Source organism: Olsenella sp. Marseille-P4559, assembly GCF_900605015.1.
Taxonomy (GTDB): domain Bacteria; phylum Actinomycetota; class Coriobacteriia; order Coriobacteriales; family Atopobiaceae; genus Tractidigestivibacter.
Genome location: NZ_LR027573.1, coordinates 1282235 through 1305833, shown reverse-complemented (window position 1 = coordinate 1305833; position 23599 = coordinate 1282235). Strand labels below are relative to the sequence as shown.

The 23599-nt window shown below is 62.5% G+C and carries 17 protein-coding genes; 5 read left to right on the top strand and 12 right to left on the bottom strand.

Annotation, left to right across the window (positions count from 1 at the left end; genetic code table 11):
- Positions 1-3: 3 nt before the first annotated feature.
- Positions 4-3009, bottom strand: coding sequence for a DUF1116 domain-containing protein (fdrA, locus tag E0E00_RS06040; protein ID WP_130811589.1), 3006 nt, complete (start codon positions 3007-3009; stop codon positions 4-6).
- A gap of 269 nt (positions 3010-3278) precedes the next feature.
- Between fdrA and E0E00_RS06035 the strand changes: the two genes are divergently transcribed.
- Both E0E00_RS06035 and E0E00_RS06030 read left to right on the top strand, forming a co-directional pair.
- The gene (locus E0E00_RS06035) at positions 3279-4886 is read left to right on the top strand and encodes a PucR family transcriptional regulator (RefSeq protein ID WP_165443573.1); all 1608 of its coding nucleotides are present in this window, start codon (positions 3279-3281) and stop codon (positions 4884-4886) included.
- Positions 4887-4922: 36 nt separating this feature from the next.
- The gene (locus E0E00_RS06030) at positions 4923-5807 is read left to right on the top strand and encodes an alpha/beta hydrolase (protein WP_130811587.1); all 885 of its coding nucleotides are present in this window, start codon (positions 4923-4925) and stop codon (positions 5805-5807) included.
- Between the two features lie 35 nt (positions 5808-5842).
- On the opposite strand, the gene E0E00_RS06025 is transcribed toward E0E00_RS06030, so the two are convergent.
- From E0E00_RS06025 to E0E00_RS06015, 3 genes are all read right to left on the bottom strand, one after another.
- Positions 5843-6355: a hypothetical protein gene (locus E0E00_RS06025; RefSeq protein WP_130811586.1), complete on the bottom strand. Its 513-nt coding sequence runs from the start codon at positions 6353-6355 to the stop codon at positions 5843-5845.
- A gap of 133 nt (positions 6356-6488) precedes the next feature.
- Positions 6489-7925, bottom strand: a complete 1437-nt coding sequence (folK, locus tag E0E00_RS06020; RefSeq protein ID WP_130811693.1) for a 2-amino-4-hydroxy-6-hydroxymethyldihydropteridine diphosphokinase — start codon at positions 7923-7925, stop codon at positions 6489-6491.
- Between the two features lie 162 nt (positions 7926-8087).
- Positions 8088-8831, bottom strand: coding sequence for an NAD-dependent protein deacylase (locus E0E00_RS06015; RefSeq protein WP_130811585.1), 744 nt, complete (start codon positions 8829-8831; stop codon positions 8088-8090).
- A gap of 66 nt (positions 8832-8897) precedes the next feature.
- Here E0E00_RS06015 and E0E00_RS06010 point away from each other — a divergent pair, with 66 nt between their 5' ends.
- Positions 8898-9956 carry a patatin family protein gene (locus E0E00_RS06010; protein ID WP_242622141.1) on the top strand — a complete coding sequence of 353 codons (1059 nt, stop codon included), beginning with the start codon at positions 8898-8900 and terminating at the stop codon, positions 9954-9956.
- Positions 9957-10025: 69 nt separating this feature from the next.
- Here E0E00_RS06010 and E0E00_RS06005 read toward each other — a convergent pair whose 3' ends face one another.
- Positions 10026-13076: an ABC transporter permease gene (locus tag E0E00_RS06005; RefSeq protein WP_130811584.1), complete on the bottom strand. Its 3051-nt coding sequence runs from the start codon at positions 13074-13076 to the stop codon at positions 10026-10028.
- A gap of 9 nt (positions 13077-13085) precedes the next feature.
- The gene (locus E0E00_RS06000; RefSeq protein WP_130811583.1) at positions 13086-13790 is read right to left on the bottom strand and encodes an ABC transporter ATP-binding protein; all 705 of its coding nucleotides are present in this window, start codon (positions 13788-13790) and stop codon (positions 13086-13088) included.
- Positions 13791-13973: 183 nt separating this feature from the next.
- Between E0E00_RS06000 and E0E00_RS05995 the strand changes: the two genes are divergently transcribed.
- Positions 13974-14864, top strand: coding sequence for a patatin family protein (locus tag E0E00_RS05995; protein ID WP_130811582.1), 891 nt, complete (start codon positions 13974-13976; stop codon positions 14862-14864).
- Positions 14865-14925: 61 nt separating this feature from the next.
- On the opposite strand, the gene E0E00_RS05990 is transcribed toward E0E00_RS05995, so the two are convergent.
- Entirely contained in the window at positions 14926-15423 is a 498-nt protein-coding gene (locus E0E00_RS05990; RefSeq protein ID WP_165443572.1) for a PIN domain-containing protein, read from the bottom strand.
- Entirely contained in the window at positions 15420-15800 is a 381-nt protein-coding gene (locus E0E00_RS14335; protein ID WP_165443571.1) for a hypothetical protein, read from the bottom strand. The genes E0E00_RS05990 and E0E00_RS14335 overlap by 4 nt, the downstream gene beginning before the upstream one ends.
- A 154-nt stretch (positions 15801-15954) precedes the next feature.
- On the opposite strand from E0E00_RS14335, the gene E0E00_RS05985 reads away from it, so the two are divergent.
- On the top strand, positions 15955-16737 hold the full coding sequence (locus tag E0E00_RS05985) for an exodeoxyribonuclease III (protein ID WP_130811580.1): 783 nt from the start codon (positions 15955-15957) through the stop codon (positions 16735-16737).
- Between the two features lie 19 nt (positions 16738-16756).
- Here E0E00_RS05985 and feoB read toward each other — a convergent pair whose 3' ends face one another.
- The 4 genes from feoB to ftsH form a co-directional block, all read right to left on the bottom strand.
- On the bottom strand, positions 16757-19114 hold the full coding sequence (gene feoB, locus E0E00_RS05980; protein ID WP_130811579.1) for a ferrous iron transport protein B: 2358 nt from the start codon (positions 19112-19114) through the stop codon (positions 16757-16759).
- Positions 19115-19299: 185 nt separating this feature from the next.
- Positions 19300-20343 (bottom strand): phosphatase, encoded by a 1044-nt coding sequence (locus tag E0E00_RS05975; RefSeq protein ID WP_242622140.1) that lies wholly within the window; start codon positions 20341-20343, stop codon positions 19300-19302.
- A gap of 12 nt (positions 20344-20355) precedes the next feature.
- Positions 20356-21540, bottom strand: a complete 1185-nt coding sequence (locus E0E00_RS05970) for a pyridoxal phosphate-dependent aminotransferase (protein WP_130811578.1) — start codon at positions 21538-21540, stop codon at positions 20356-20358.
- Positions 21530-23587, bottom strand: a complete 2058-nt coding sequence (gene ftsH, locus E0E00_RS05965; RefSeq protein ID WP_130811577.1) for an ATP-dependent zinc metalloprotease FtsH — start codon at positions 23585-23587, stop codon at positions 21530-21532. The genes E0E00_RS05970 and ftsH overlap by 11 nt, the downstream gene beginning before the upstream one ends.
- Between the last annotated feature and the right edge of the window lie 12 nt (positions 23588-23599).

Below are 23599 nucleotides of genomic sequence, written 5' to 3'. Positions count from 1 at the left end.
GCGCTACTCGATGCCAAGCTTGACGCAATATGTCTCGAGTGCCTTCTCGAAGCACGCGAGAGGGGCCCTCACGGTACCCGCGCCAACCTGTCCGACGCCGGCCTTCTTGTGGGCAATGCCCGTGTTGATAAGAGGAGTAATCCCGGTCGCAACGACCTTTCGGATGTCAATGCCGAGGCACGTGCCCTTGAAGTCCCAAGTGGGAATCGTCCAGTTGGGGTTGTGGGTCACGCAGATGCGCTCCATCTCGTTAGAGATGTTCAGCGCGTCCTCAAACCCGCCTGCACCAACGAACCGGGTCACGCCTGGCGCAGCAACCATTGCCATACCGCCCACACCCACGGTCTCGGTAATCGACGAGTCACCGTTGTCAGGGCAGCCGTCTTCCTCGCTAAACCCGGCAAAGTAGAGACCGCGCGGCGTATTGACCGGCGCCGTGAACCACTCGTCGCCACATGCGCCAATGCGCACACCGAACTCGTAGCCATTGCGAGTCATCGTAGTGACAATGCAACTCTCCTCATCCTTGCGTGCGTAATCCACGATGGCCTTGCCGGTGGCCATCATCACGTTGAGGAAGAACTGGTCCGTATCCGCAAGGAACTGAATCACTCGCTCTTTGGCGCCCTCGGAAGCGTCGGTCCTGACGATGAGCGGCGCCACTTCCTTTAGGAAGTTAAGGGATGCCGCCATATTGCGCTGATGGAACTCGTCTCCCTGCGTAATGGCGCGCGCGATAAGAGCGCTTAGGTTGATGCCGCCGTCCTTGAGCTTGAGCGCCTTGGAGAGAACCGGGCCAAGCTCATCCGCCATCCAGTGGAGCCTGTCGACAACCTCCTGACTATACGCGCCAAAGCGGAGAACCTTGCCTATGCCCTCGTTCATGGTGCAGTATGCAACCGTGTCATCAACCACGTTGCGGACGACGAGGACAGCCATATTCGCTGAGGTGATACCGCCCATCGGGCCAACGGCGTGAACGTGATGGCAGGGCATGAACTCAACCTCACCGGACTCGAGGAGTCTGAGCACCTCGTCCTCGGTCTGCGCCCAGCCCTCGAACAGCGCCGCACCGATGCAGGAGCCCCTCATCGGCCCCATCATGTGCTCCCAGGTGATGGGAGGACCGGAGTGCAGCAGTGTCTTCTTCTCTCGGTTTAGCTCCGGTATCACAGTCTTAGCGGGGACTACGTCTACGAGGAACGGTTGAGAGTTCTTGAACCTCTCGACCATACGAGCGTTCGCTGCGTCAATCTCATCGCGACGCTTGTCGAGTTCATCGAGCAGATGGATCATTCGCTTGTTTCCGCCGGCGAGAGGCTTCCAGTCAAACTGCACCGTCTTCGCGCCATACGCACGCAGCGATTCGTTGAAGCTCTTGACGCCAACGTTGATAATGCGAGGGGTGGTGTTGAGAAGCTCGGTCACTTGAGCGCTGGGCTGTGGCAAGGGTGACTGGTCCTTGATTTCATAGGGAATGACGTCACGGTCCTTCTCGGCGAAATGAATGCCCTTGAGCTCAAGGGCCAGACGAATGGCGCGCGCATTCGAGGTCTCCATGATGGCGCCGGCATCGCGGAGTTCCTCGAATGACTTGTGGTAATCCTGCGGGTCGTTCTCGGTCCCAGTGACAGAGCCCACGAAGTAGAACTCTCTACCCTCAGCCTTTGCCTTCTCCAACTGCTCGCTAATCACAGGAGCGAGAGCGCCTGCCATGTCCGGATGGCATCCATAGCCAAGCATGCAATCGAAGAGGATGACGCCGGTGGACTCCATGGGGGCGTACTTGCGAATGTAATTGATGCGAACCTCGGGGTCAATCATGGGATGTGGCTTGCCCTGCGTATAGATGTCATCACCGAGGTCAATAACATCATAACCCTTGGCGTGCAGTATGTAGCCATCCTCTTTGACGACGCCGCCCAGGTCAAGCGCCTCGGAAACGAGCATGCCTGCCTCGTTCGCAAGGGTTCCGCCAGAGTAGAGGCCGATGACCGTCTTGTCTTCGGGAAGGGGCTTGTCGCACGTAAAGTCCAGAGGCTCGAGGTAGTTCTTCTTTACGGGGTTGCCGTTTGCAAGGTCAACCGCAATGCGGGCGGTCTCCTCGAGTGTGTGGGCGAGATAGACTTTGCCGAGATGATGCTCAGGCTTCTCGCCAAGGAAGATGGCCACAACGGGCTTCGTGCACTTCTCCAAAAGGTCAATGACTTCGTCGCGGACCTCTGGCGCAGGCGGCTTCGAGATGACGCAGATGACATCGGTAGGCTCGTGGTTCTCGAGGCCCACGACGGCGTCCTTCACCGTAGTTGCCCCAACCTCAGCGCTAAGGTCACGGCCACCGGTGCCAATGGCGTGGATGAGGCCTCCGCCAAGGCGATCGATGATGGCAGCGACCTCCTGGATGCCAGTCCCCGACGCCCCCACGATACCGATGTTGCCCGGCTTGGAGACGTTAGTGAATGCGACAGGAATAGATGAGATGACACCCGTGCCGCAATCCGGCCCCATGAGCATGAGGCCCTTCTCATGTGCCTTGTGCTTGAGACGCACCTCATCGTCAAGTGAGATGTTGTCCGAGAACGAGAACACGTTGAGTCCGCGGTCAAGTGCCTTCTCAATCTCAGGCGTGGTGTACTCACCAGGCGTAGAGAAGAGGGCGAGGTTGGCGTCGGGAAGCGCCTTCAGGGCATCATCCCAGTTGGTAACCTCCTTCAAATCGGGCTCGCTCTTCTTGACGGACAAATCCGATAGGAACTCCTCCGTCTTTGCGAGAACCGCATCGAGAACGTTTGGGTCCTCGGAGTCGACCACGACAACCATATCGCTCGGGCTGGCAGCTTCGGCCTCCGGCGTGAGCAAACCGGCGTTTCTAAAAATGTCTTTGTTGGCTTCCGTCCCCATCATGATCTGACTCTTCGTCACACCTTCAAGGGCATTAATCCTGTTGGTAAGGAGCATCAGGTTGATGGAATCCTGATAGCTGTTCTTCTTGACCACCGTTTGGAGCATGAGGACCTCCCTGAAATAGCGGTTCTTCATCATGCTGAGGTCATGGCCCGGCCGGAACCCATAACCTCCCTTGACGTGATGGCTCAAGTTTCTCGTTGGCAGTCACAATGGTCTTGTGCTATGGGGGATAAGTTTTTGCGGTTTCTTTTTTCATATTTGGAAAAGCTCTGATAAACACCCCCGACTATTCTGCACATAAGAAGAACTAGCCCAACTGTTTACCGGGAGGCTATATGGCGGAATCCGCCCTGCCACAGAGTGAACGACAGATGATTATGAAGGATATCCTGTGTCTACCTTCTCTGGAGGGAGCCGTGGTCCTCGCCGGTGCTTCTGGACTAGACCGCGAGGTCACAAACGCGATGGTCATGGAAGGCCCTGATGTTGAGAAGTGGGGAAGGCCGGGCCTCGTCCTCGTTACGAGCCTCTTCGCTCTCATTCCTTTGGGCCCCAGCGATCGCCTCGAGTTCTATGACAAAGTCGCCGGCATCGGCATAGCCGGAATAATCTACAAGCCGGGCAGAACGCCAGCAGAGTTACTCCAGCCTTCTCTCGATGCCTGCGAGGCGCGGTCGATACCATTTGTTCAGATGAAATCTACGATCAACTTCGAGGCAGTCCTCATGGATGTCATGGGCACCGTAATCGATTCCAATGCACAACTCCTCGACAGTTTCTATGAGACCCACCGGAAGACCATGCGCTTGGCACTGCAGCAGCCGAGCATCTACGAAGTGGTTTCCCAGTTGAAGGAGCGCATGGGATGCGAGGTCAGCTTCTTCGACAGGGCAGACGATGCCCACGTGGGAACTGACGAAGATGCAAGCGCGTTCGAGTCGGCAACGCTCTCGGAATTTCGCTACCAGAAATACCAGACAAACCACTACTACAATGCAACGCTTCGTTACTGGGACACGCATTCCGAGCCAGCACTGGCGGTCAACATTCCAAGCCAGTCGCATGGCTCTTGTTATCTCATTGTGCATACCATTCCAGAGGATGTATCGGCCTTCCAGCGCATGACAATAGACAACTACGTGAACCTCCTCTCGATCGAGCTCCTCAAGCAGGAGGCAATAGACCAACAGCTATACAACCGGAACAACATGCTCGTCCACGACCTCCTCCAAGGTCGCTATGTTTCGAATGAGGAGGTCGATGAGGCCATAGATGAGCTTAGCATTGGAGCCCACGCCCTCTACCAGGTAATGCTGCTGAGATTTTCGGTGCTTGACCCCTCTCAGACGGACAGGGTGCGGGACCTGCTTAATACTTTCCAGCGCAGGGTCCGCCGATTGTATCCCAATTCCGTTTTCTTCGAGAGCAACAACCGCCTCTCGTTCCTTCGCAACCACACATCCGGTTCTATTGGATTTGACAAAGACGAGATGGCGACCATTCTTGACAACATGCATGGTGATGACTCTCTGCCGCGCTTTTCTCATCTGTTAGTGCTCTCAAGCCATGTCAGCCGCTACGACATCCCCCGGGCAAACACGGAGGTTCTCTCCATCTACAAGTTGTTCGATGCGAGCCAGCTCGCCGACCGCTACATCAGATACGAGGACCTTGGACTCTTGAAGTTCTTCATTGACATCGGGGACTCCTCGAAGCTCGCGTCGTATCTCGATCCGCGATTGGATCGGCTCAGGCAAGAGAACCCGGAGGGCTTCCGGACTCTTGCAACGCTCTGCGCTAATGAATGCAGCTACAGTGCGGCGGCAAGCCAACTCTACGTGCATCCCAAGACGGTCCGCTATCGCGTCGAGCGCATACGCGATGAGTACGGGGTTGACGTTCACAACACCGATGATCTGATGCAGGTACTACTTGCAGAGAAAATCTTCGCGCTGCTTGGCCCCAACTGGAAGTCGTAAGTGGAAAGTCTCGGACTAAATTGATTGGAAGTTCTCATGACTCGTGAGGAAGTATTCACATGGGACGGGATTCGTGCTGGGATTACGATTCACGAGCCCGGCGAAGGTTTAGACGGTTCACGGTCTCTCCCCCTCTCCCGCTCGCTCACCCTTTACCTTCACGGCGGAGGGCTACTTTATGGCGAGCGAGATGACTTGCCCAAGCCATACGTAGACGCCTTCGTCGCACGTGGATGCAAGCTTATGCTTGCGGACTATCCTCTTGCGCCCGAGACCCCCATCAGGGGCATCAATGCCTTTGTCGATGGACTCTGGCAGTGGGTGGCGGGCACCATGGCATCACTTCTTGGGGCAGAACGGATTTTCGTATTTGGGAGGTCCGCAGGAGCATACCTTGCGCTCACTCTCTCTTCTCGGATAGCGCAGTCTGGGTCGCCCGTTCGACCAACGGGAGTCATCGATTTCTATGGCTACGGTGACATGTGCGATGAGCGGCTTACCGTTGCCTCAAAGCACTACCAGCAGTATTCGCCAGTTTCGTCAGATTCAATTCGTGACATTGTGAGCGACGCGCCCGTAACGTCCGGCCCCATGAGCGAACGGTACTCACTCTACGTATACGCGAGACAGAACGGATGCTGGCAATCCATGCTTGGCCTTCAGCCGGATGAAAGGGATCCGAATGCACTCACCCCATCCAGACAGTCCGGCATGCCCCCGGTCTTCTACGCCGCATCCACCGCTGACGAGGATGTGCCATACGCTGTATCTAAGTCACTCGCACGGGCGCTTCACGCAAAAATGTTCACTGCATATGGCCTTGAGCACGATTTTGATCGGGATATCGATAACCCCGCAGGACTCGAAGCCTATGAGAAGTGTCTGGACTGGATGGAAGGGCTAGTACAAGACAAGGCGTAGGCGTGCGGACTCACGTCCGGCCGAGAAGCCCGCACCTACTTCGCCGCGCGGATCGACGCCTGCTCGGGCGAGACCTCAACCTCGCCGCCCAGCTCGTTTCTCACCGTGGCGCGACCCCACACGTCAACGCCCGCAAGGGTGCCTCGCATGGCCACACGACCGTTGGGATACACCAGCTCGACCGGCTTGCCCATAAGCACCATGCGGTCAAAGTAGTCCGAGAGGATTGGCGCAAGCGGACCCGCCATGGTGCCACCCGCCCCCACGGCTCTCGCCCAGGCATCGACGCGGGCGAGAATGGCGCCGCACACGACATCTGCGACCCGATCGCCTCCGGGCAACTCCGCAGCGTGCGCACCGCCCTCCACGTCAAACGCCAGCGAGCAGACCACGAACATCCCCTCAGCATAACCGGCGCTCGCGCGCACGCGCGCCACCAGCCCCGTGCCGTCTTCGCTCACGACATCCGCTGGCCAACCCACACCCACACCAGAGACGCCCAGCTGCTCGAGGCCCTCGCAGGCACCAAGGGCAGCAACGTAGGGCACGCCCGAGAGGCTCCCCATACCCACCTGCGGCCGCAGTATGCAGGCAAGCTCAAGCTCTCCCCATCCTCGCGATGCGAGAAGAGCCCGCCGTGCGCGCCTCCCTCTCGCGCACGCTCGATGGCCCACTCAGCAGCTACTCCCATACGATCTCTCCGAGGTCGGCCATGACGTGGCCAACACGATCATCCGGGTCGACCACGTTCACGCCGGAGTGCCGCAGGAAGCGCACGGGGTCGTGCATGAGGTCCTCCATGGGCACCAGCACAAAGTCGCGCTCGCCAAGACCCGGGTGGGGCAGCGTAAGGCGTCTGCCCGCGTGGGCCTCGTCCTCAACCCATGCCAGGTCGCAGTCGATGGTGCGCGGACCGTGGCCAGCCTGTCCGGGGTCACGCTCTCGACCCAGCGCATCCTCCACGGCAAGCAGCTGTCCCAGGAGCACCAGGGGGTGAAGCTCGGTGCGAATCTCGGCTACGGCGTCGGCAACCGGCGTCACAATGCCGTAGGCAGGCTCCGTCTCGTACGCGTGGCTCACCGAGACCACACAGGTAAGCGGGATGTCGTCAATCATCTGGACGGCGCGCGTGATGTTGGCGAGGCGGTCGCCCACGTTGGAGCCAAGCGCCACGAAACCTTGGCGAGAGTCCTTGTGCGAGACGGCCCAGAAGGCGTTCACGGCCTGCGCTGTGCCAGCGACGTTGTGAACGCGCAGGATGCGGGCGCCGTTTTGGATCGAGGAGATGCATGCGCCATACGCAGCGGGGTCCGCCTCGCCCGCCGTACCCACGCCCGCGACAGCACCCACGAAGCCCCTACGCGAGACGGCCGCCAGCAGCGGATATCCCATCGAAGCCATGGAGCGCGTGGCGCGCTGGATGACCACGTCCTCATCGGCATACTTGTCGAAGCCCGCCCCGGGATCGAGACAGATGCGATTGTGCGCAACGCCGGCCTGCATGAGGGTGCGTGCCTGGTCACCGAGAAAGCCCATCACCTGGCGCATGATGGGTGCCTCGTCAGGCAGCGTGAAGCGGTGCTGAGAAGTCATGGGGCGCGCTGCCGGCGAGCGCGTAGGGCGGGAGTCGTCAAGAAGAACCTCTCGCCTGGGCGTGTGGGAGCCAAGCCCCTCATGCTCCCAGTGCATGACCACGCAACCACAGCCCGTATCGGCAGCGACCTCGACCATTTTGGGGTTGGTAAAGCCGGCGGCGTCGTTCACGATGGAGGCCCCAAGGCGCACGCACATCTTGGCAACGTCCGGGTGGGACGTGTTCACCGAGACAATCGCGCCCTCGGCAACCAGGGCACGGATCACAGGCACCACGCGCTCGGCCTCCTCGTTGGAGGCAAGGGGCTCCCGGCCGGGCGCCACGGGCACGGCACACACGTCGATGATGTCTGCGCCCTCGTCGAGCATCTCAAGGCCACGCTTGGCAGCGGCTTTGGTGTCAACGCCACCCTTGCCATCCGGGAAGGCCTCCGGCATCACTTCGAGGATGCCCATGATGCGGGGGCGCGCGAGCGAGAGCTCGTGCGAGCCGACGAGCCAGGTTGCGTAGTTCTCTCGGAGCACAGACATCGACCTCCCGTTGACGGTGCCACGCGCAGGCGCGGCGGGGGACGGCATGTGCCCGCCCCGGATTCTGAACATTGTAGCGTGTGCCCTTGGAACCTAGCGGTCGAGCCGCCCAGACGCAACCGAGCGTCCCGCCGTACGACCCGAACGTGCCGGCGGCTAGAAGGCGAACGCCTTCGCGATGTCACAGGCGCACACGAGGTCGGCGGCGCTGTCCTGCGGCGTGGGCAGCCTGTTGACAATCACGAGGTCATCGCCCTGGAAGTACCGCACGAGACCTGCCGCCGGGTAGACCACGAGCGAAGTCCCGCCGATGATGAGCATGTCGCAGGACTGGATGGCTTCCGCCGCGCCAGCCAAGGTCTTCTCGTCCAGCGATTCCCCATAGAGCACGACGTCTGGCTTGATGCGCCCGCCGCACTTCTCGCAGTGCGGAATGCCGGTCGTGCCCATAATCCACTCCGCCGGGTACACGTGTCCGCAGCGCTGGCATATGTTGCGATGCACCGAGCCATGCAGCTCAAAGACGCGCTTCGAGCCCGCCGCCTGGTGCAGCCCATCGATGTTCTGCGTCACAACGGCAGCGAGCTTGCCTTCGCGTTCGAGCTCTGCCAGCTTGTGGTGGGCCTGATTGGGCTTGGCCCCAAGGGCAATCATCCGCGTGCGGTAGAAGTCGAAGAACTCCTCCGCGTGGGTGAGATAGAACTCGTGACTCAGCATCTCCTCGGGCGGATATTTGAACTTTTGGTGATACAGGCCATCCTCGCTCCGAAAGTCCGGAATGCCGCTGGCCGTCGAGACGCCCGCCCCGCCAAAGAAAACCACACTCTTGGCGCACCCGACTCTCTCGGCAAGCTCTCGTGCCGCTTCAGGCGCGTCCGAGACCACCTTCGCACCAGACATGGCGCACCCCCTCGACGAATGGGTAAAAGAACTATTCCGATGCTAGCACCGAGAGGAGTGGTTTCCATGACCGACCAGTCCCAGCGCAAGGACGACATGACCGAGCACATGGACGAGAAGCCCAACGCCACCCAACCCGAGAGCGCGTCCGAAGAGACCAGGGGGACGGCGAGCGAGGAGAGCCCAGAGGACTCGCAGGCCCCGGCGACACCGCAGACCCAGCCGGCCCCCGTTGCACCACTCGAGAACAACGTGCACAGCTGCGCCCTGGTCATTGAGGGCGGCGCCATGCGCGCAAGCTACGTCTCGGGCCTGGTAAACGTCCTGCTCGAGCAAGGCATCTACTTTGACTACGTCTGCGGCATCTCCGCGGGGTCGGTCATCGCTACGAACTACGTCTCACGCGACATGGCGCGCACCAAGCGCTCCTTCGTCGACTCTGCCGCAAACCTCCAGGCAGGCGGTGTGAAGACGCTTCTCAACAGGCGTGGCCTTTTCAACGCCAGCTACGATTACCTGGGCTGCATCGAAGACGACTCGACGCCCTTTGACTGGGAGGCCTTCCAGGCCAACCCGGCGCGCGTGCGCATCCAGGCGTTCCAGCGCGACACCGGGCGCACCGTTGTATGGGGACGCGACCACATGCAGACGCCCGAGGATCTCATGACTTGCGTGCGGGCAAGCTCGGCTATGCCAGGCATCGTGGAGCCCATCGAGGTGGATGGTCAGCTCATGATTGACGGGTCTTTGGGCGCGGGCGCGGGCCTTCCCAACCACATTGCCGAGGATGACGGCGTCGAGCGGCTCTTCGTGATCACCTCTCGACCTGCGGGCTACCGCAAACAGGAACTCTCGACCATGAGGCGTCGCGCCGTCATCCGCATGATGAAGGACTTCCCTTACGCGAGAAATGCCATGCTCACGCGGCCCGAGCGCTACAACGAGGAGCTTCTGCGCCTGGAGGAGCTCGAGGAGTCTGGCAGGGCACTCGTGGTGAGGCCACGCGAGATGCCCGTCACAAATACCACCCGCGACGTCAAAGAGCTTGAGCATGCCTTCCTGCTTGGGCACGAGCAGGGCATCGCCGAGCTGCCAAGGTGGCGCGAGTTCCTGTTTGGTGCATAGGCCACGCGACGAGCGCAAGAGATGGGGCAGCCGACTGACGCCGGTTGCCCCCAACGTTTCACGCGTGCCCTACTCCTGCGCCTTGAGGGCAAGCGAAAGCGGGACCCGCCTGATGCGGCGCATATGGAGCAGCGCGACGACAACGTAGGTGGCGAAGCCTATGGCAAGGCCCTCCACGATAACCTGCGGTGTGTAGGTGACGACGAAGTTGCCCGGGTAGGAGAGCATCATCGCCTCGAAGGTCGCGCTGACGCCCCACATTGCCAGGGGCAACCCCACGACAAGCGAAATGGCGACGGCCAGCGTGACCGAGGAGAGATAGAGCCTTCGGACCTCGCGGTTGCGGTACCCGAACACCTTCATGAGCGAGATGGACCGAGCGCTGTGGTCGAGGACGGTCTTTGTGAGCAGGTACATCACGACAAAGAAGACGAGCGCAGCAGCCACGAGGATGAGCTGCACCGTATCCGAGAACGTGTCGATCATCTGGTTTGCAAGGTCCCGCATGTCCTGTGGCGTAATGTCCGACGAGAGGTAGTCGGGGTCGATGGCGAGCTCCTCATTGCTCGCATAGGCGTTAAACCAGTCATCGGCATAGCCAAACGCCTCCTGGAAGGTGTCGCGAGCCATGTATACGTTCAGGTCTGCGCTGTCCCCCGTCGCCGCGTCAATCGTGAAGGCGTAGCTCTTGTCGGAAAACTTGTCGTAGAGCACGATGGTGTCACCAACCTGGAGTCCGCACTTGTCGAGAAGACCGCAGCCAACCAGGACGCGACCGTCCGAGACATCAAGACCATCCCAGTAGCGTGAGCCTTCCTGGATGCCATAGACCGAGACGTCCTCCTCCCCCTTGCCCGTCTTGCGCGCGGCCTCCAGCGAGGCGACGCAGACCTTCTCCGCCTGACCGATGGTCTCCTGGGAGAAGGTCCCCTCCTCGGCTACGGGATGGATGTCCGAGACGAGGTCCTCGGCCATGTCCGAGAGCCCCAGCTCGCTGGCGGCGTCGAGAAGCTCGTCGACGCCCGTCGAGTAGTCCTCGATTCCGCCCGAGAGCCTCGCGTAGCCGTCCTCGAACTCGCCCATGCCAGAGCTGAGCGTGCCCGCCCCCGATGAGAGCGCATCCACGCCTTCTGCCAGGCTACTTGTGCCATCCAGGAGCTGCTGGTAGCTCGTCCGTGCCTGCTCGAGTGCGGTTGCCGCGCCAAGGCAGCCGCCCTTCTCGCCCGCTGCCTGGAGCAGCGAGGTGAGACTCGCGGCAAGTGCCTGCTGGGCCTCAAGAACATCGGGATCCTGCGAAATATGGGCGGTGACCAGCGACGGATCCCCGCCCGAGGACAGGTGGCCCTGGTAGGCCGCAAGGCAGGCCGCAACATAGGCCTCGAGCGAGCTTTGGTAGGCAGCCTGAAGCGCGTCAAGGTCAACGGCATCTGCCGCGGACCTCTGCCCCGAAGCGGCGGAGGCGAGACCGTCCGAGTATGTCTGCGACCCCGAGGCCAGGGCATCCGCTCCGCCCGCAAGCTCACTCGCCCCGTCAGCAAGCTGGCTTGCCCCACTGGCCGCCGAGTCCACGCCGTCCCCGAGCGTGCCAGCCCCCTCGCGCAACCCCTCGCTTGCTTCCCCCAGCGCCTCGGCACCGCAGTCGATGCCCACGAGTCGCGCGAGCTGGTCGCGCAGCTCCTGCTGGTGGTCGGTCATCTCCAACTCGTAGGGCGCCTTCAAGACGTAGACGTGTTCGGCGGGCATCAGGTTGGCCATGCGGTCGGCGTAGTCCTTGAACGTGGGCAGTGTGTCCAGCGAGAACAGCACAAGGAAGCTGCCTGCAAGAACTCCGACGAACAGCGTGACGAAGGTCGAGGCGTTCCGCACAAGAAAGCGCAGACGGAAGCGCGCCACATAGCCAAGCCGTTCCGGCAGGCGCAGGTTGTGGCGCCTCTTCCCGCGAGTGACCTCGTGGCGCAGGAACGCAAGCGGAGTCGCACCGAGCTTGCGCGCCAGCCCGACGAGTGTGATGCCCACAAGCAGGGCGTACGGAAGGACCGAGGTGAGCAGGAACGTCTCGACATCGAACGTCGCATGGAAGGGCGGGAGGCTGTAGGAGTCATAGTAGAGACCCTGCGCAACCTCCGAAACCACGGTGTATCCCAAGACGTTGCCAACCACGACACCGACAAGCCCGGCGAAGGCCGGCAGGAACAGGTAGTGGCGGACAATCTCGCCCCTGCGCCATCCAGACGCCCGCAGCGTGCCGATGACCGAGGACTCCTGCTCGACCGTCGCGTTGGTGAGAACGACGAAGATGAACGCCATGATGGCTACGAGCACGTAGAGGAGGACCATGTACATGGAGCTGTCGCGATCCACGTCGGCCGCAAGGTAGCTCATGCACTGGTTCTGCTCGCGGTCCAGCAGGTTGGTGACCGTGGCTCCATGCTCGTCAAGCGCCTTGGCGACGTCCGTCTCCCTCTCGACGCGCCCCGAGAGGGAGAGCGCGCTGTCATCGAAGGCGAGGGAGTAGGTGTACGCCGTCGAGAGGCCCGAGAGCCTCTCGAATCCCTCGTCGCTCGCCAGGGCCACGGAGAAGGCTTGGACGTCCATCACGAAGTCGGAGTTCGAGCGCAAGAGCGTGTTGTAGTCCGGCAGGACCATGATGCCGCAGATGACGAAGGACTTCCCGTCCAGGTCGATGGAGTCCCCCACCGAGAGGCCGTGGTACGAGCAGAACGTATCGTCGAGGGCTATCTCATCATCGGCCTCGGGCGCACGCCCGGAGAAGTAGCTCGGGATGTCCACGCTCGTGCGATTGCGATAGGTGCGGATGGTCGCTTCCGTCCCGTCTACCGTGGAGCTGGCGTCACGGCTCCAGTTGTCGTAGAGCGTCGCGCCAAGGTCCTCGGCCGCTCGCCTTGCGTCGTCGTCAATCGGCTCAGAGGTCTCGACACGCGCGTCCTCGATGGCACTCGATGCCTGCTGCTCGGCGAGAATCCTCTGGATGGACGAGATGGTGGCGAGAAACCCCGAGGTCACGGATATCGTGACCACCAGCAGGGCGAAGATGCCAATGTAGCGGCCCGCATCGTGGACGAGCTGGCGGGCGTAGCGCTTGTGCAGGGGGTTGTGCATCGCGGCCCCCTACCACTCGAGCTCTGAGGCGGGGACGGGATTGGCATTGACCTCGTTCTCGACGAGCGCCCCCTCGCGCAGCCTGAGCCGTCGCGTCGCCATTTGGCCGATGGCGTTGTTGTGGGTCACGATGATGGTCGTGCACCCGTGGTCGCGGCAGACCCGCTCGATGAGGGCGAGTATCTCCTTGGACGTCTCGTAGTCCAGGGCGCCCGTGGGCTCGTCGCAGAGCAGAAGGCGCGGCTTCTTCACGAGTGCGCGCCCGATGGAGCAGCGCTGCTGCTGGCCGCCGGAGACCTGCGCGGGGAACTTGTCGCGCTGCTCCCAGAGGCCGAGCGAGCACAGGAGGTCGTCCACGTCGAGCGGGTCTCCCGCCAGGTAGGCGCAGACCTCGATGTTCTCCCGGATCGTGAGGTCTTCCACGAGGTTGTAGAACTGGAAGACGAAGCCGAGTGAGTCGCGCCGGTACTCGTCGAGGCCGCGGCCCGAGAGCTCGGTGAGACTCGTACCGCCGACCTCTATCGTGCCGCCGTCCGGCTGCTCGAGCCCGCCCACCAGGTTGAGGAAGGTGGACTTGCCCGAGCCGGACGGGCCGAGCAGCGCGCACAGCTCGCCGGCACCAATGTCGATGTCAATCCCCTCGAGAACCTCGATGCGGGCACCCCCTTCCCCGTAGCCCTTCCGAAGATCGCGCACCCTGAGGAAGTCGTCCATGAAGTCCCCCACCGTCTGGTATCTATCAGTAAGGAAAGGCTAACACTTTTATGGGCCCGTGTTAGCCTTTCATAACTTTAGGTGGTCAAAATTTGCCTCGAAGTACTTGCTTCACCAGGGGACATATAATTTCAATGTCGGCCACGCGGGATACGAGGCACATGCGCCAGGCAGGGGGCTTCCATGGAGCTTGAGAGCAACGTCTTCGATTGTGCGCTGTGCTTCGAGGGAGGTGGCTACCGCGCAAGCTACACGGCGGGCTTCGCCAACGTCCTGCTCGAGAATGGCGTGTACTTCGACTTTGTCTGCGGCATCTCGGCGGGCGCGAGCCACACCGCCGACTACCTGAGTCGCGACCAGGCACGCGTTCGTAACGCCTTTACCGCCTTGGCAGACCAGCGCCCCCAGGCAGGCGGCATGCGCTCGCTCCTCACGGGGCATGGCTACTTCAATGCCGACTATGACTACGTGGGTGCGGCGCTCGACGGCTACATGCCCTTCGACTTTGCCACCTTCGCAGCAAACCCCGCACGCCTGGCAATCCAGGGCTTCGAGGCGGACACCGGCAAAACCGTTGTCTGGGACAAGGCTGTCATGGGTGCCACCATCCCCATGATGGAGCATATTCGCGCCAGCTCGACGCTTCCTGGCATCATGAAGCCCATCAAGGTTGACGGCCACGTGATGTACGACGGTGGCCTGGGCGAGGGCGCGGGGCTCCCCACGCACATGGCCGAGGACGCAGGCTTTGGTCGGCTGGTTGTGGTGTGCACGAGGCCGGCGGGCTACCGCAAGACGGCACCAACGGGCCGAGACCTGAGAATCTATCATGCCGTCTCCCGCGGCAACGAGGCAGTGGAGGCCGCGCTCGCCACGCGCTGGGAGCGCTACAACGACGCGATGGGCCACCTGGATAGCTTGGAGCGGGAGGGTCGTGCGTGGGTCTTCCGGCCCGACGTGATGCCCGTGCGCTCCACCACCATCGACAGGCCCAAGCTCGAGGAGTCCTACGCCATGGGTTACGAGCAGGCCGAGAGGGACTTCCCGCGCATGATGGAATGGCTCCACGGGTAGCGTGGCTCGTTGGCGCAGAGCGTGATCCGCCGGCACTGCGGGTCCGTCCGCACAAGCGGCCTTAGGCGCCCTCCGCGCCGACCAGGGCGAGCAGGTCTGACGGACACAGTGCGGGTATGGGGGCATGACGGAGCAGCGCCTCGTCCGAGGTCACCAGCCAGTCCGCCTTCGAACGGGCTGCCGCTGCCATGACCAGGCAGTCCTCGACGTCGTGATGTACGCGCAGGTAGCGCTCGGCGAGCCAGAGATCGGACTCGTCCGCTCCCACCGCAGTGGCAATAACCCGCAGGTTGGCTAGGCAGTCCAGCGAGAAGTCCCTGGCCACCACTGCCACCTGCTGGTCCACCTGCCTGCCTAGGCGTCTGAACTCCTCCTTTGCGCTTGCCCGCAGGGCGTAGGCAAGGCCCTGGCAAGAACCCATGGCGTAAAGCAGACGGACATCAGACTTCTGCGCATATTCGAGCAGATGCGTGGCCGCGTCATGGCCCACCCTAAATGGCAGGTAGTTGTCGAGCCAGACGTTGGTGTCCAGCAGCAGCGCATGTGGCGTTACGCTCATCGATGCCCGCCCCCAAAGCGCGCGAGAAGCTCGCGCTCGAGCAGCTCCGCGTCCGAGCCGCCCGGGACGGAGGCAGCGTCCCTCTCGGCAGCGCTCGCATCGAGACCCAGGCGATCGCATGCGGCCGAGAAGAGATCCCATCCCTGACGGAGGGGGTTCTCGTCAGAGCTTGCATCTGCCCCAGAAGCCGGTACGTCCGCAGCGAAGAGCCGCTCAAGGGCATCGATGCCCGCCGGACCTGCCGCCGCAAGCCGCCATACGGCACGCACGGCCTGGGTTGGACTCACACCCATAGCGGCAAGACCGGCATCGCCAGCGTCTCTCAGCGCCTTGTCCATACGAACATTTACCTGCACGGATGCCGGAGCGTTTGGCATGTGCCACCTCCTCGCTCTATGTTGCTATACAGTATAGCACAATCTAGGCGAACGTTGCCTGGCCTCCATATGTGCTACGCTCTGAGAAGCAATTACGACTACCAGGCAACCCGCGCGACCGGAGCGCCGTGCATTTCAAGGAGAGGGGCGCATCATGGCAGACACCACCCGCAGCCTGCGCTTTATTTCGTGGAACGTAAACGGACTGCGTGCCGTCCTCAAAAAGGAGCCGAGTTTCACCCAGATTTTTGACATGCTGAACGCCGACGTCTTTGCCCTGCAGGAGACCAAACTACAGGAGGGGCAGGTGGAGCTCGACCTTCCTGGCTACCACCAGTACTGGAGCTGCGCCGAGCGCAAGGGCTACTCTGGCACGGCCGTGTTTACGCGAGAGGAGCCGCTGCAGGTCGTACGCACGATCGGCTCGTCCGTCGCTGACAACGAGGGCCGCATATGCGCGCTCGAGTTTCCCGGCTTCTGGTTCGTCGACGTGTACACGCCCAACTCGAGGGCAGGTCTTACGCGCTTGGACGAGCGCATGGTGTGGGACGAGCGCTACCGCGACTTCCTAGCTGGGCTTGCCTGCGAAAAGCCGATTGTGACCTGCGGCGATTTCAATGTGGCGCACGAGGAGATCGATCTTGCCCGCCCGGATGACAACCACGAGAGCGCAGGCTTCTCGGACGAGGAGCGCGAGAGCTTCACCAGGTTGCTGGAGAGCGGCCTGGTGGACACGTTCCGCGAGCGCCATCCCGACCTTGGCGGGGCGTACAGCTGGTGGAGCTACCGTATGCGCGCCCGCGAGCGGGGCATCGGCTGGCGCATCGACTACTTCCTGGTTTCTCCGCAACTCATGCCCAAGGTGACCGGCACGGCGATTCTCGATGACGTGTACGGCTCCGACCACTGCCCGGTCGAGCTGGAACTGGAGCTGTAGTCGCGCGAGGGGACCGCACCTATGCCAACCCGAACAGCATCCCTACGGCGTGTACAATAAACGCGACCACCCAGGCCACACCGCACTGGAGCAGCACGATGCCAAGCGCGTATCGGCTGTTGAGTTCGTTGCGCACAGCGGTGATCGCCGCCACGCACGGCGTGTAGAGCAGCACAAACACCAGAAACACGAAGGCTGTGAACGGGGTGAAGACTGCACCCAGCGCGGCGGGCGTGTCGCCCACGAGCACGGTGAGCGTAGCCACGACGGATTCCTTGGCGGCAAACCCGGTCACGAGGGCCGTCGAGGCGCGCCAATCGACAAAGCCCAGGGGCGCAAAGACAGGCGAGATGGCCGAGCCCATGATGGCAAGCAGGCTCTGCGACTGGTCAGACACCATGTCGAGGCGCACGTCGAAGGTCTGCAGGAACCAGATGGCCACGCTCGCCAGAAAGATGATCGTAAACGCCCTGGTGAGAAAGTCTTTGGCCTTGTCCCACGCCAGCCGCATCGTGGTGCCCGCGCTGGGCATGCGGCAGTTCGGCAGCTCCATCACAAAGGGCACCGGCTCGCCCCTGAACGCCGTGTGCTTCAGGACCAGCGCCACCAGCACGCCCACGACCATGCCAATCACGTAGAGCGACACCATCACGAGCGGCGCCTCCTTAGCGAAGAACGCGGCGCACAGCAGCGTGTAGACGGGAAGCTTGGCCGAGCAGCTCATGAACGGCGTGAGCATGATGGTCATCTTGCGGTCGTGCTCCGACGGCAGCGTGCGCGTTGCCATGATGGCCGGCACCGAGCAGCCAAAGCCCACCAGCATGGGGACAAAGCTCCGACCCGAAAGGCCAATCTTTCTCAGCAGCTTGTCCATCACAAATGCCACACGGGCCATGTAGCCGGAGTCCTCAAGTATGGAGAGCAGGATGAACAGCGTCACGATGATGGGCAAAAACGAGATAACCGTTCCTACACCGGCTAGGATACCGTCGATGACCAGCGAGTGAACCACCGGATTAACGTCTGAAGCGGTGAGCGCGGCGTCAATTGCTCCGGAGGCTGCCTCCACCCCCATGGCCATGAGGTTCGAGAGGTTGCCACCCACAAGGTCGAAGGTGAGCCAAAAGACCACGGCCATGATGCCGAGAAAGCACGGGATGGCCGTAAAGTGCCCGGTGAGCACGCGATCGATGCGCATCGAGCGCTCGTGCTCGCGGCTCTCTTGTGGCTTCTTGACGCAACGGGCGCATATGGCCTCGATGAACGAGAAGCGCATGTCGGCAAGGGCGGCAAGGCGGTCGGAGCCAGACTCCTCCTCCATCTGGGAGATGATGTGCTCGACGGCGTCGAGCTCGTTCTTCTCGAGGCCGAGGGCATTGATGACCAGCTCGTCGCCCTCGATGAGCTTGGTTGCGGCATAGCGGCCGGGCAGGCCCGCGCGCTTGGCGTGGTCGGCAATAAGCTCGCCGATACCGTGGATGCAGCGGTGCACGGCGCCACCGTCGGGTCCGTCCGCGCGGCAAAAGTCGATGCGGCCGGGACGCTCGCGATAGCGAGCCACGTGGATGGCGTGCTCCACAAGCTCGTCCACGCCCTCGTCCTTTGCGGCCGAGATGGGCACCACTGGCACGCCCAGAAAGGACTCCAGGCCGTTGACATCGACCGACCCGCCATTCTTCGTGACCTCGTCCATCATGTTAAGGGCGACGACCATGGGGACGTCCAGCTCCATGAGCTGCGTGGTGAGGTACAGGTTACGCTCGATGTTGGTGGCGTCGACGATGTCGATGATCGCATCGGGCTTGGCGTCGATGATGAACTGGCGGCTCACGACCTCCTCGCCCGTATAGGGCGAGAGCGAATAGATGCCCGGCAGGTCGGTGACCGTGGCCTCGGGGTGGCTGCGCATCTGGCCGTCCTTGCGGTCCACCGTGACGCCGGGGAAGTTACCCACGTGCTGGTTGGAGCCCGTAAGCTGGTTGAAGAGTGTGGTCTTGCCGCTGTTCTGGTTGCCGGCAAGGGCAAACGAGAGGGGCTGGCCCGCAGGCACGACACCACCCGCCGCGCGGGGGCGCAGCTTGCTCTCGCCAATGGCCGGATGCCTTGTGACACCCGAGGGCACCTGCAGGCGGACCTTCTCGTGCTCGTTGTGGACGTTCTCGAGCGATATCTGGGCGGCGTCCGCGGCGCGAATTGTAAGCTCGTAGCCACGCAGGCGAATCTCGAGTGGGTCGCCCATGGGTGCGTACTTGACCATGGTGACCTCAGTACCGGGAGTGAGACCCATATCAAAGATGTGCTGGCGCAGTGACTTCTCCTCGCAGTCCACCGAGCTTACGACCGCGTCCTTGCCAATCTCGAGCCTGTTGAGCGTCATGTCTCTCCTCATGGGTCCGTGGGTGCGGCGGGCTGGTACCCCGCGACCGATTGGGTTAATTAGTCTATTTGGGCTAACTTTACCCCGTTTGGAGGACGCGTGCACCGTGCGGTTACGGCAAGCCCTGTGGCTCGGTACCACCCAGGATGACAAGCACAAGTACTAAAGTGCCGCACGGCTCGACCCTACTCGGCCATGGGACCGATGACAGACTCGACAACACCCACAAACGTGTCGGCATCACGGCAGGCCACAAGCTCCTGGGGGAAGTGCACCTCGTCGAGCAGGGCATCCACCGCCTCATGATGGCCCACCAGAGAAGCCACGTGGGCATCGGACCCAAACGAGATGCTCACGCCCAGCTCGGCGCAGCGCGAGACAATCTCGCGGCAGCGGTCGTAGGAACCCGCGCGCTTCTGGGCAATGAGGCTCGACTCGTTGACCTCGATGAGCTTTCCGCGCTCCTTGGCGGCACCAAGCACCGTGTCCATATCAAAGTCGAGCCCGGTGCGACCAACGTGGCCAAGGATCAGGACCTTGGGGTCCTCCAGAACGCGCAGGTACATCCGTGTGATCTGCTCGCGAGAGGCATCCTTGGTGAACCCCTTGCCATGGACGCTTGCTATCACGTAGTCGCACTGCTTGAACGCCATCTTCTTGAGGTTGTAGGGACGGCGGTGCTTGCCGCCGGAAATCTCGTTCTCGAAGAAGATGTCGTGCCCAAAGATGTTCCCATCGAGGTCCACGATGTCTGCCTCGCATCCGCGCAGGAGACGCACCCCATGCCACCTGCGCGGCCATGCCCACAGGTTGAGGAAGTACTGCCAGTTCTGGACGGTCTGTTCGGCGTACAGCATGCTGGAGTAGTGGTCTGTGACGCCGAGGAGCTCCATGCCCTGCGCGGCCGCAGCGCGCACGTCCTCCTCGAGCGTAGAGTACGCATGGCGCGAGAAGAGCGTGTGGCAGTGCGTGTCGCAGAGGACTTGGCGCCCGGGGGTGCACTGCAGGCCAAGCGCCGCCGCGGCCGGAGCGACGGCGCCTCTCTCGCCCACGCCCGCGGCACATCCCAACCCAAACGACGCCCTCGGAGAGACTTGGAAAGAGCCACAGGCAGCCTCGGTCTTCTCGACCGCGCGAAGCCTCCCGCCGGGTAGCTCGCACACGTTACGCGTGCGCACAATGCCTATGCGCTCCCCAAAGAAGATGCAGTCTCCGCAGGTACGCTCCACGAACCCAGCCCCCTAGCGATAGCTCTCGGCGAGCTTTTCCCACGCAGGCATCGAGTTCACGATGGTCTCGTGGCTCACGCAGTAGCCAATGCGCACCCAGCCCGTGCAGCCAAAGCTGTCGGACGGGACGGGCAGAAGCTCGAGGGACTTTGCGCGCTCGAAGAAGGCGTTGGCGTCGGGTTCCAGCGCCTTTACCCACAGGTAGAAGGCACCCTGCGGCTCGATGTAGCGGTAGCCCAGCCCGGAGAGGCCGCGCGTGAGCGCCTCGCGGTTGCGCGCGTAGGCCTCGACATCCGAGGGCACGTCGCAGCAATCGGCAACCACACGCTGGAAGAGCGCGGGAGCACAGACAAAGCCCAGCGAGCGACCCGCACCCGCGACAGCGGGAATCAGGCGGTCGTGGTCGGGGTTGGTGGGCGGCACCAGCACCCAACCTATACGCTCGCCGGGAAGCGAGAGGCTCTTGGAGTACGAGTAGCACACCAGCGTGCGGTCGTAGACGGCCGGAACCCACGGCACCTCCACGCCGTAGGAGATCTCGCGGTAGGGCTCGTCGGCAACGAGGTAGATGGCAGTGCCCAAGGCGTCCTCGCGCTCGCACAGGACGTCTGCCAGCGCGGCGAGGTTCTGCGCCGAGTAGACCGAACCCACGGGGTTGTTGGGCGAGTTGATCACGACAGCCTTCGTGCGCGACGTGACGGCTGCGCGCACGGCCTCGGTATCGATCTGGAACGTCTCCGCGTCTGCCATGACCTCGACGCAGGCGGCACCTGCGGTCTCGATCCAGACGCGGTACTCGGGGAAGTACGGGGCTATCACGATGACCTCGTCACCGGGGTTTACCACCGCATGGAAGCTGATGGAGAGCGACGCCGCCGCACCGCAGGTAAGGTAGAGGTCGCCGGCGGTTGCGGCGTTCTCGCCGAAGCGGCGGCAGAGCGACGCGGCCAGCTTCTCTCGGACAAAGGGCAAGCCAGAGGCCGGGGTGTAGCTGTGCAGCTGCGTGGGCGGGAGCCGGAGCGAGCGCTCGATGGACTCGCGGACCGCATCCGGTGCAGGAATCGAAGGGTTGCCCAGGCTGAAGTCAAAGACGTTCTCGGCACCAACCTGCGCCTTCCGCGCGGCGCCGTAGGCGGCAATCTCGCGAATGGACGACTTCGACGCCCCATAGGCGTAGCTCAGCTCGTTAATCGACATGGGAGCTCCTCTCGGTGGACTCTTGTGTGGGGGCGTCGCCTGCGGGCGCGGCTTCGGGCGCAGCGTCGTCCACGGACTCGGCGGCGCTCGGCGTCTCGGCGGCGTTGGCTGCGGACTTCTCGGCTTCCTCGGGGTGCTCGGCCAGGTACTGGTCCCACGTGCCGTCGAGCAGTGCGTTTACCGCGTCGCCCTCGACCGTCTCGCGCTGGAGCAGGACCTCGGCCATGGTCCCCATCTGGACGCGCCTCGCCTCGAGGACCTCGCAGGCGCGGGCGTGCGCCTCGCGCATGATGCGTTCGACCTCGTCGTCGATGCGCTTGGCCGTCTCAGCCGCGTAATCATTGTGCTGAGCGTAGTCACGACCCAAGAAGACCTCGTGCTGCGCCTCGCCGAAGACCTGCGCGCCGAGCTCCTCACTCATACCGTAGCGCGTGACCATCTCGCGGGCCAGCTTGGTGGCACGCTCGAGGTCGTTGCTCGCACCGGTGGTGATGTCCCCGCAGAAGAGCTCCTCGGCGGTACGGCCGGCGAGCAGCACCGCGATCTGGTCCAGCATGCCGTCGCGCGTCTCGAGGAAGTGGTCCTCCTCGGGCATCTGCAGCGTGTAGCCCAGCGCCTGCCCGCGGCTCACAATCGAGATCTTGTGCACCGGGTCCGAGTTCTCGAGCACGTGGCCGACAAGCGCGTGTCCGCTCTCGTGGAACGCGATCACGCGGCGCTCCCTCTCGGTAATCACGCGACTCTTGCGCTCGGGACCAGCGATAACACGCTCCATGGCCTCCTCGACCTCTTCCTGGCCGATACGCTCCTTGTGCCTGCGCGCGGCAAGAAGGGCAGACTCGTTCATGAGGTTGGAGAGGTCCGCGCCCGTGAAGCCGGGCGTGATCTTGGCGATGGCCGCAAAGTCGACGTTCTCGTCGAACGGCTTGTTGCGGGCATGAACGCGCAGGATCTTCTCGCGGCCCTTGACGTCGGGGCGGTCGACGGTCACGCGGCGGTCAAAGCGGCCAGGGCGCAGCAGCGCCGGGTCAAGGACGTCCGGGCGGTTGGTCGCAGCAACGAGAATGACAGCCGAGTTGTCCTCGAAGCCGTCCATCTCCACCAGCAGCTGGTTAAGGGTCTGCTCGCGCTCGTCGTGACCGCCGCCCAAGCCTGTGCCGCGCTGACGCCCGACGGCGTCGATCTCGTCGATGAAGACGATGCAGGGCGCGGCGGCCTTGGCCTGCTTGAAGAGGTCGCGCACACGGCTTGCGCCCACGCCCACGAACATCTCGACAAAGTCGGAGCCAGATATCGAGAAGAACGGAACACCCGCCTCGCCAGCCACGGCCTTGGCCAGCAGCGTCTTGCCCGTGCCCGGGGGTCCCACCAGGAGCACGCCATGCGGAATCTTGGCGCCCATCTTCTGGTAGCGCTCCGACTCGCGCAGGAAGTCGCGGACCTCCTTGAGCTCCTCCACGGCCTCGTCGATACCGGCAACGTCGGAGAACTTGACCTTGGGCCGCTCCTCCTCGGTGGTCTGCGCCTTGGTCTTGGCGAAGTCCATCGTGCGGCCGTTTTGCTCGTTCATGCGGCGCATGTAGTAGATGAAGACCCCCACAAGGAGCAGCATGGGCACCACCGAGAACAGGATGGTATTCCACACGCTGCTGTCCGAGGTGTCGATGGTGAACGCGGTCTCCGAGTGCTTGGCCATAAGCTCGTCCAAGGAATCCGCACCCACGTAGTAGCTCTTGAACTTGCGGAGCTTGGACCCGTCGCCCCTGTCGTCCTTGTTCTGCCAGTAGTCACCCGAAACGCTTCCGTCCGAGATCTTAAAGGTCACCGAGTTCACGCGGTCTTCCTTGACCGCGGTCACAAACTCGTTGGTTGCCAGCGTGATCGTGGCATCCGAGGAGGCAGGCGGGTTTGTGCCCGCAGAGAAGGCGAGATAAGCCACGATTGCCGCAATGATGAGCAGCGCAACAGTGAAGTTGCGCTGGTTCTGCGGGCCGCGGCTATCACCCCCCGGAGTTGGGAGCTTGTCGAACGGATTTTTCTCTGACACGAAAACGTCTCC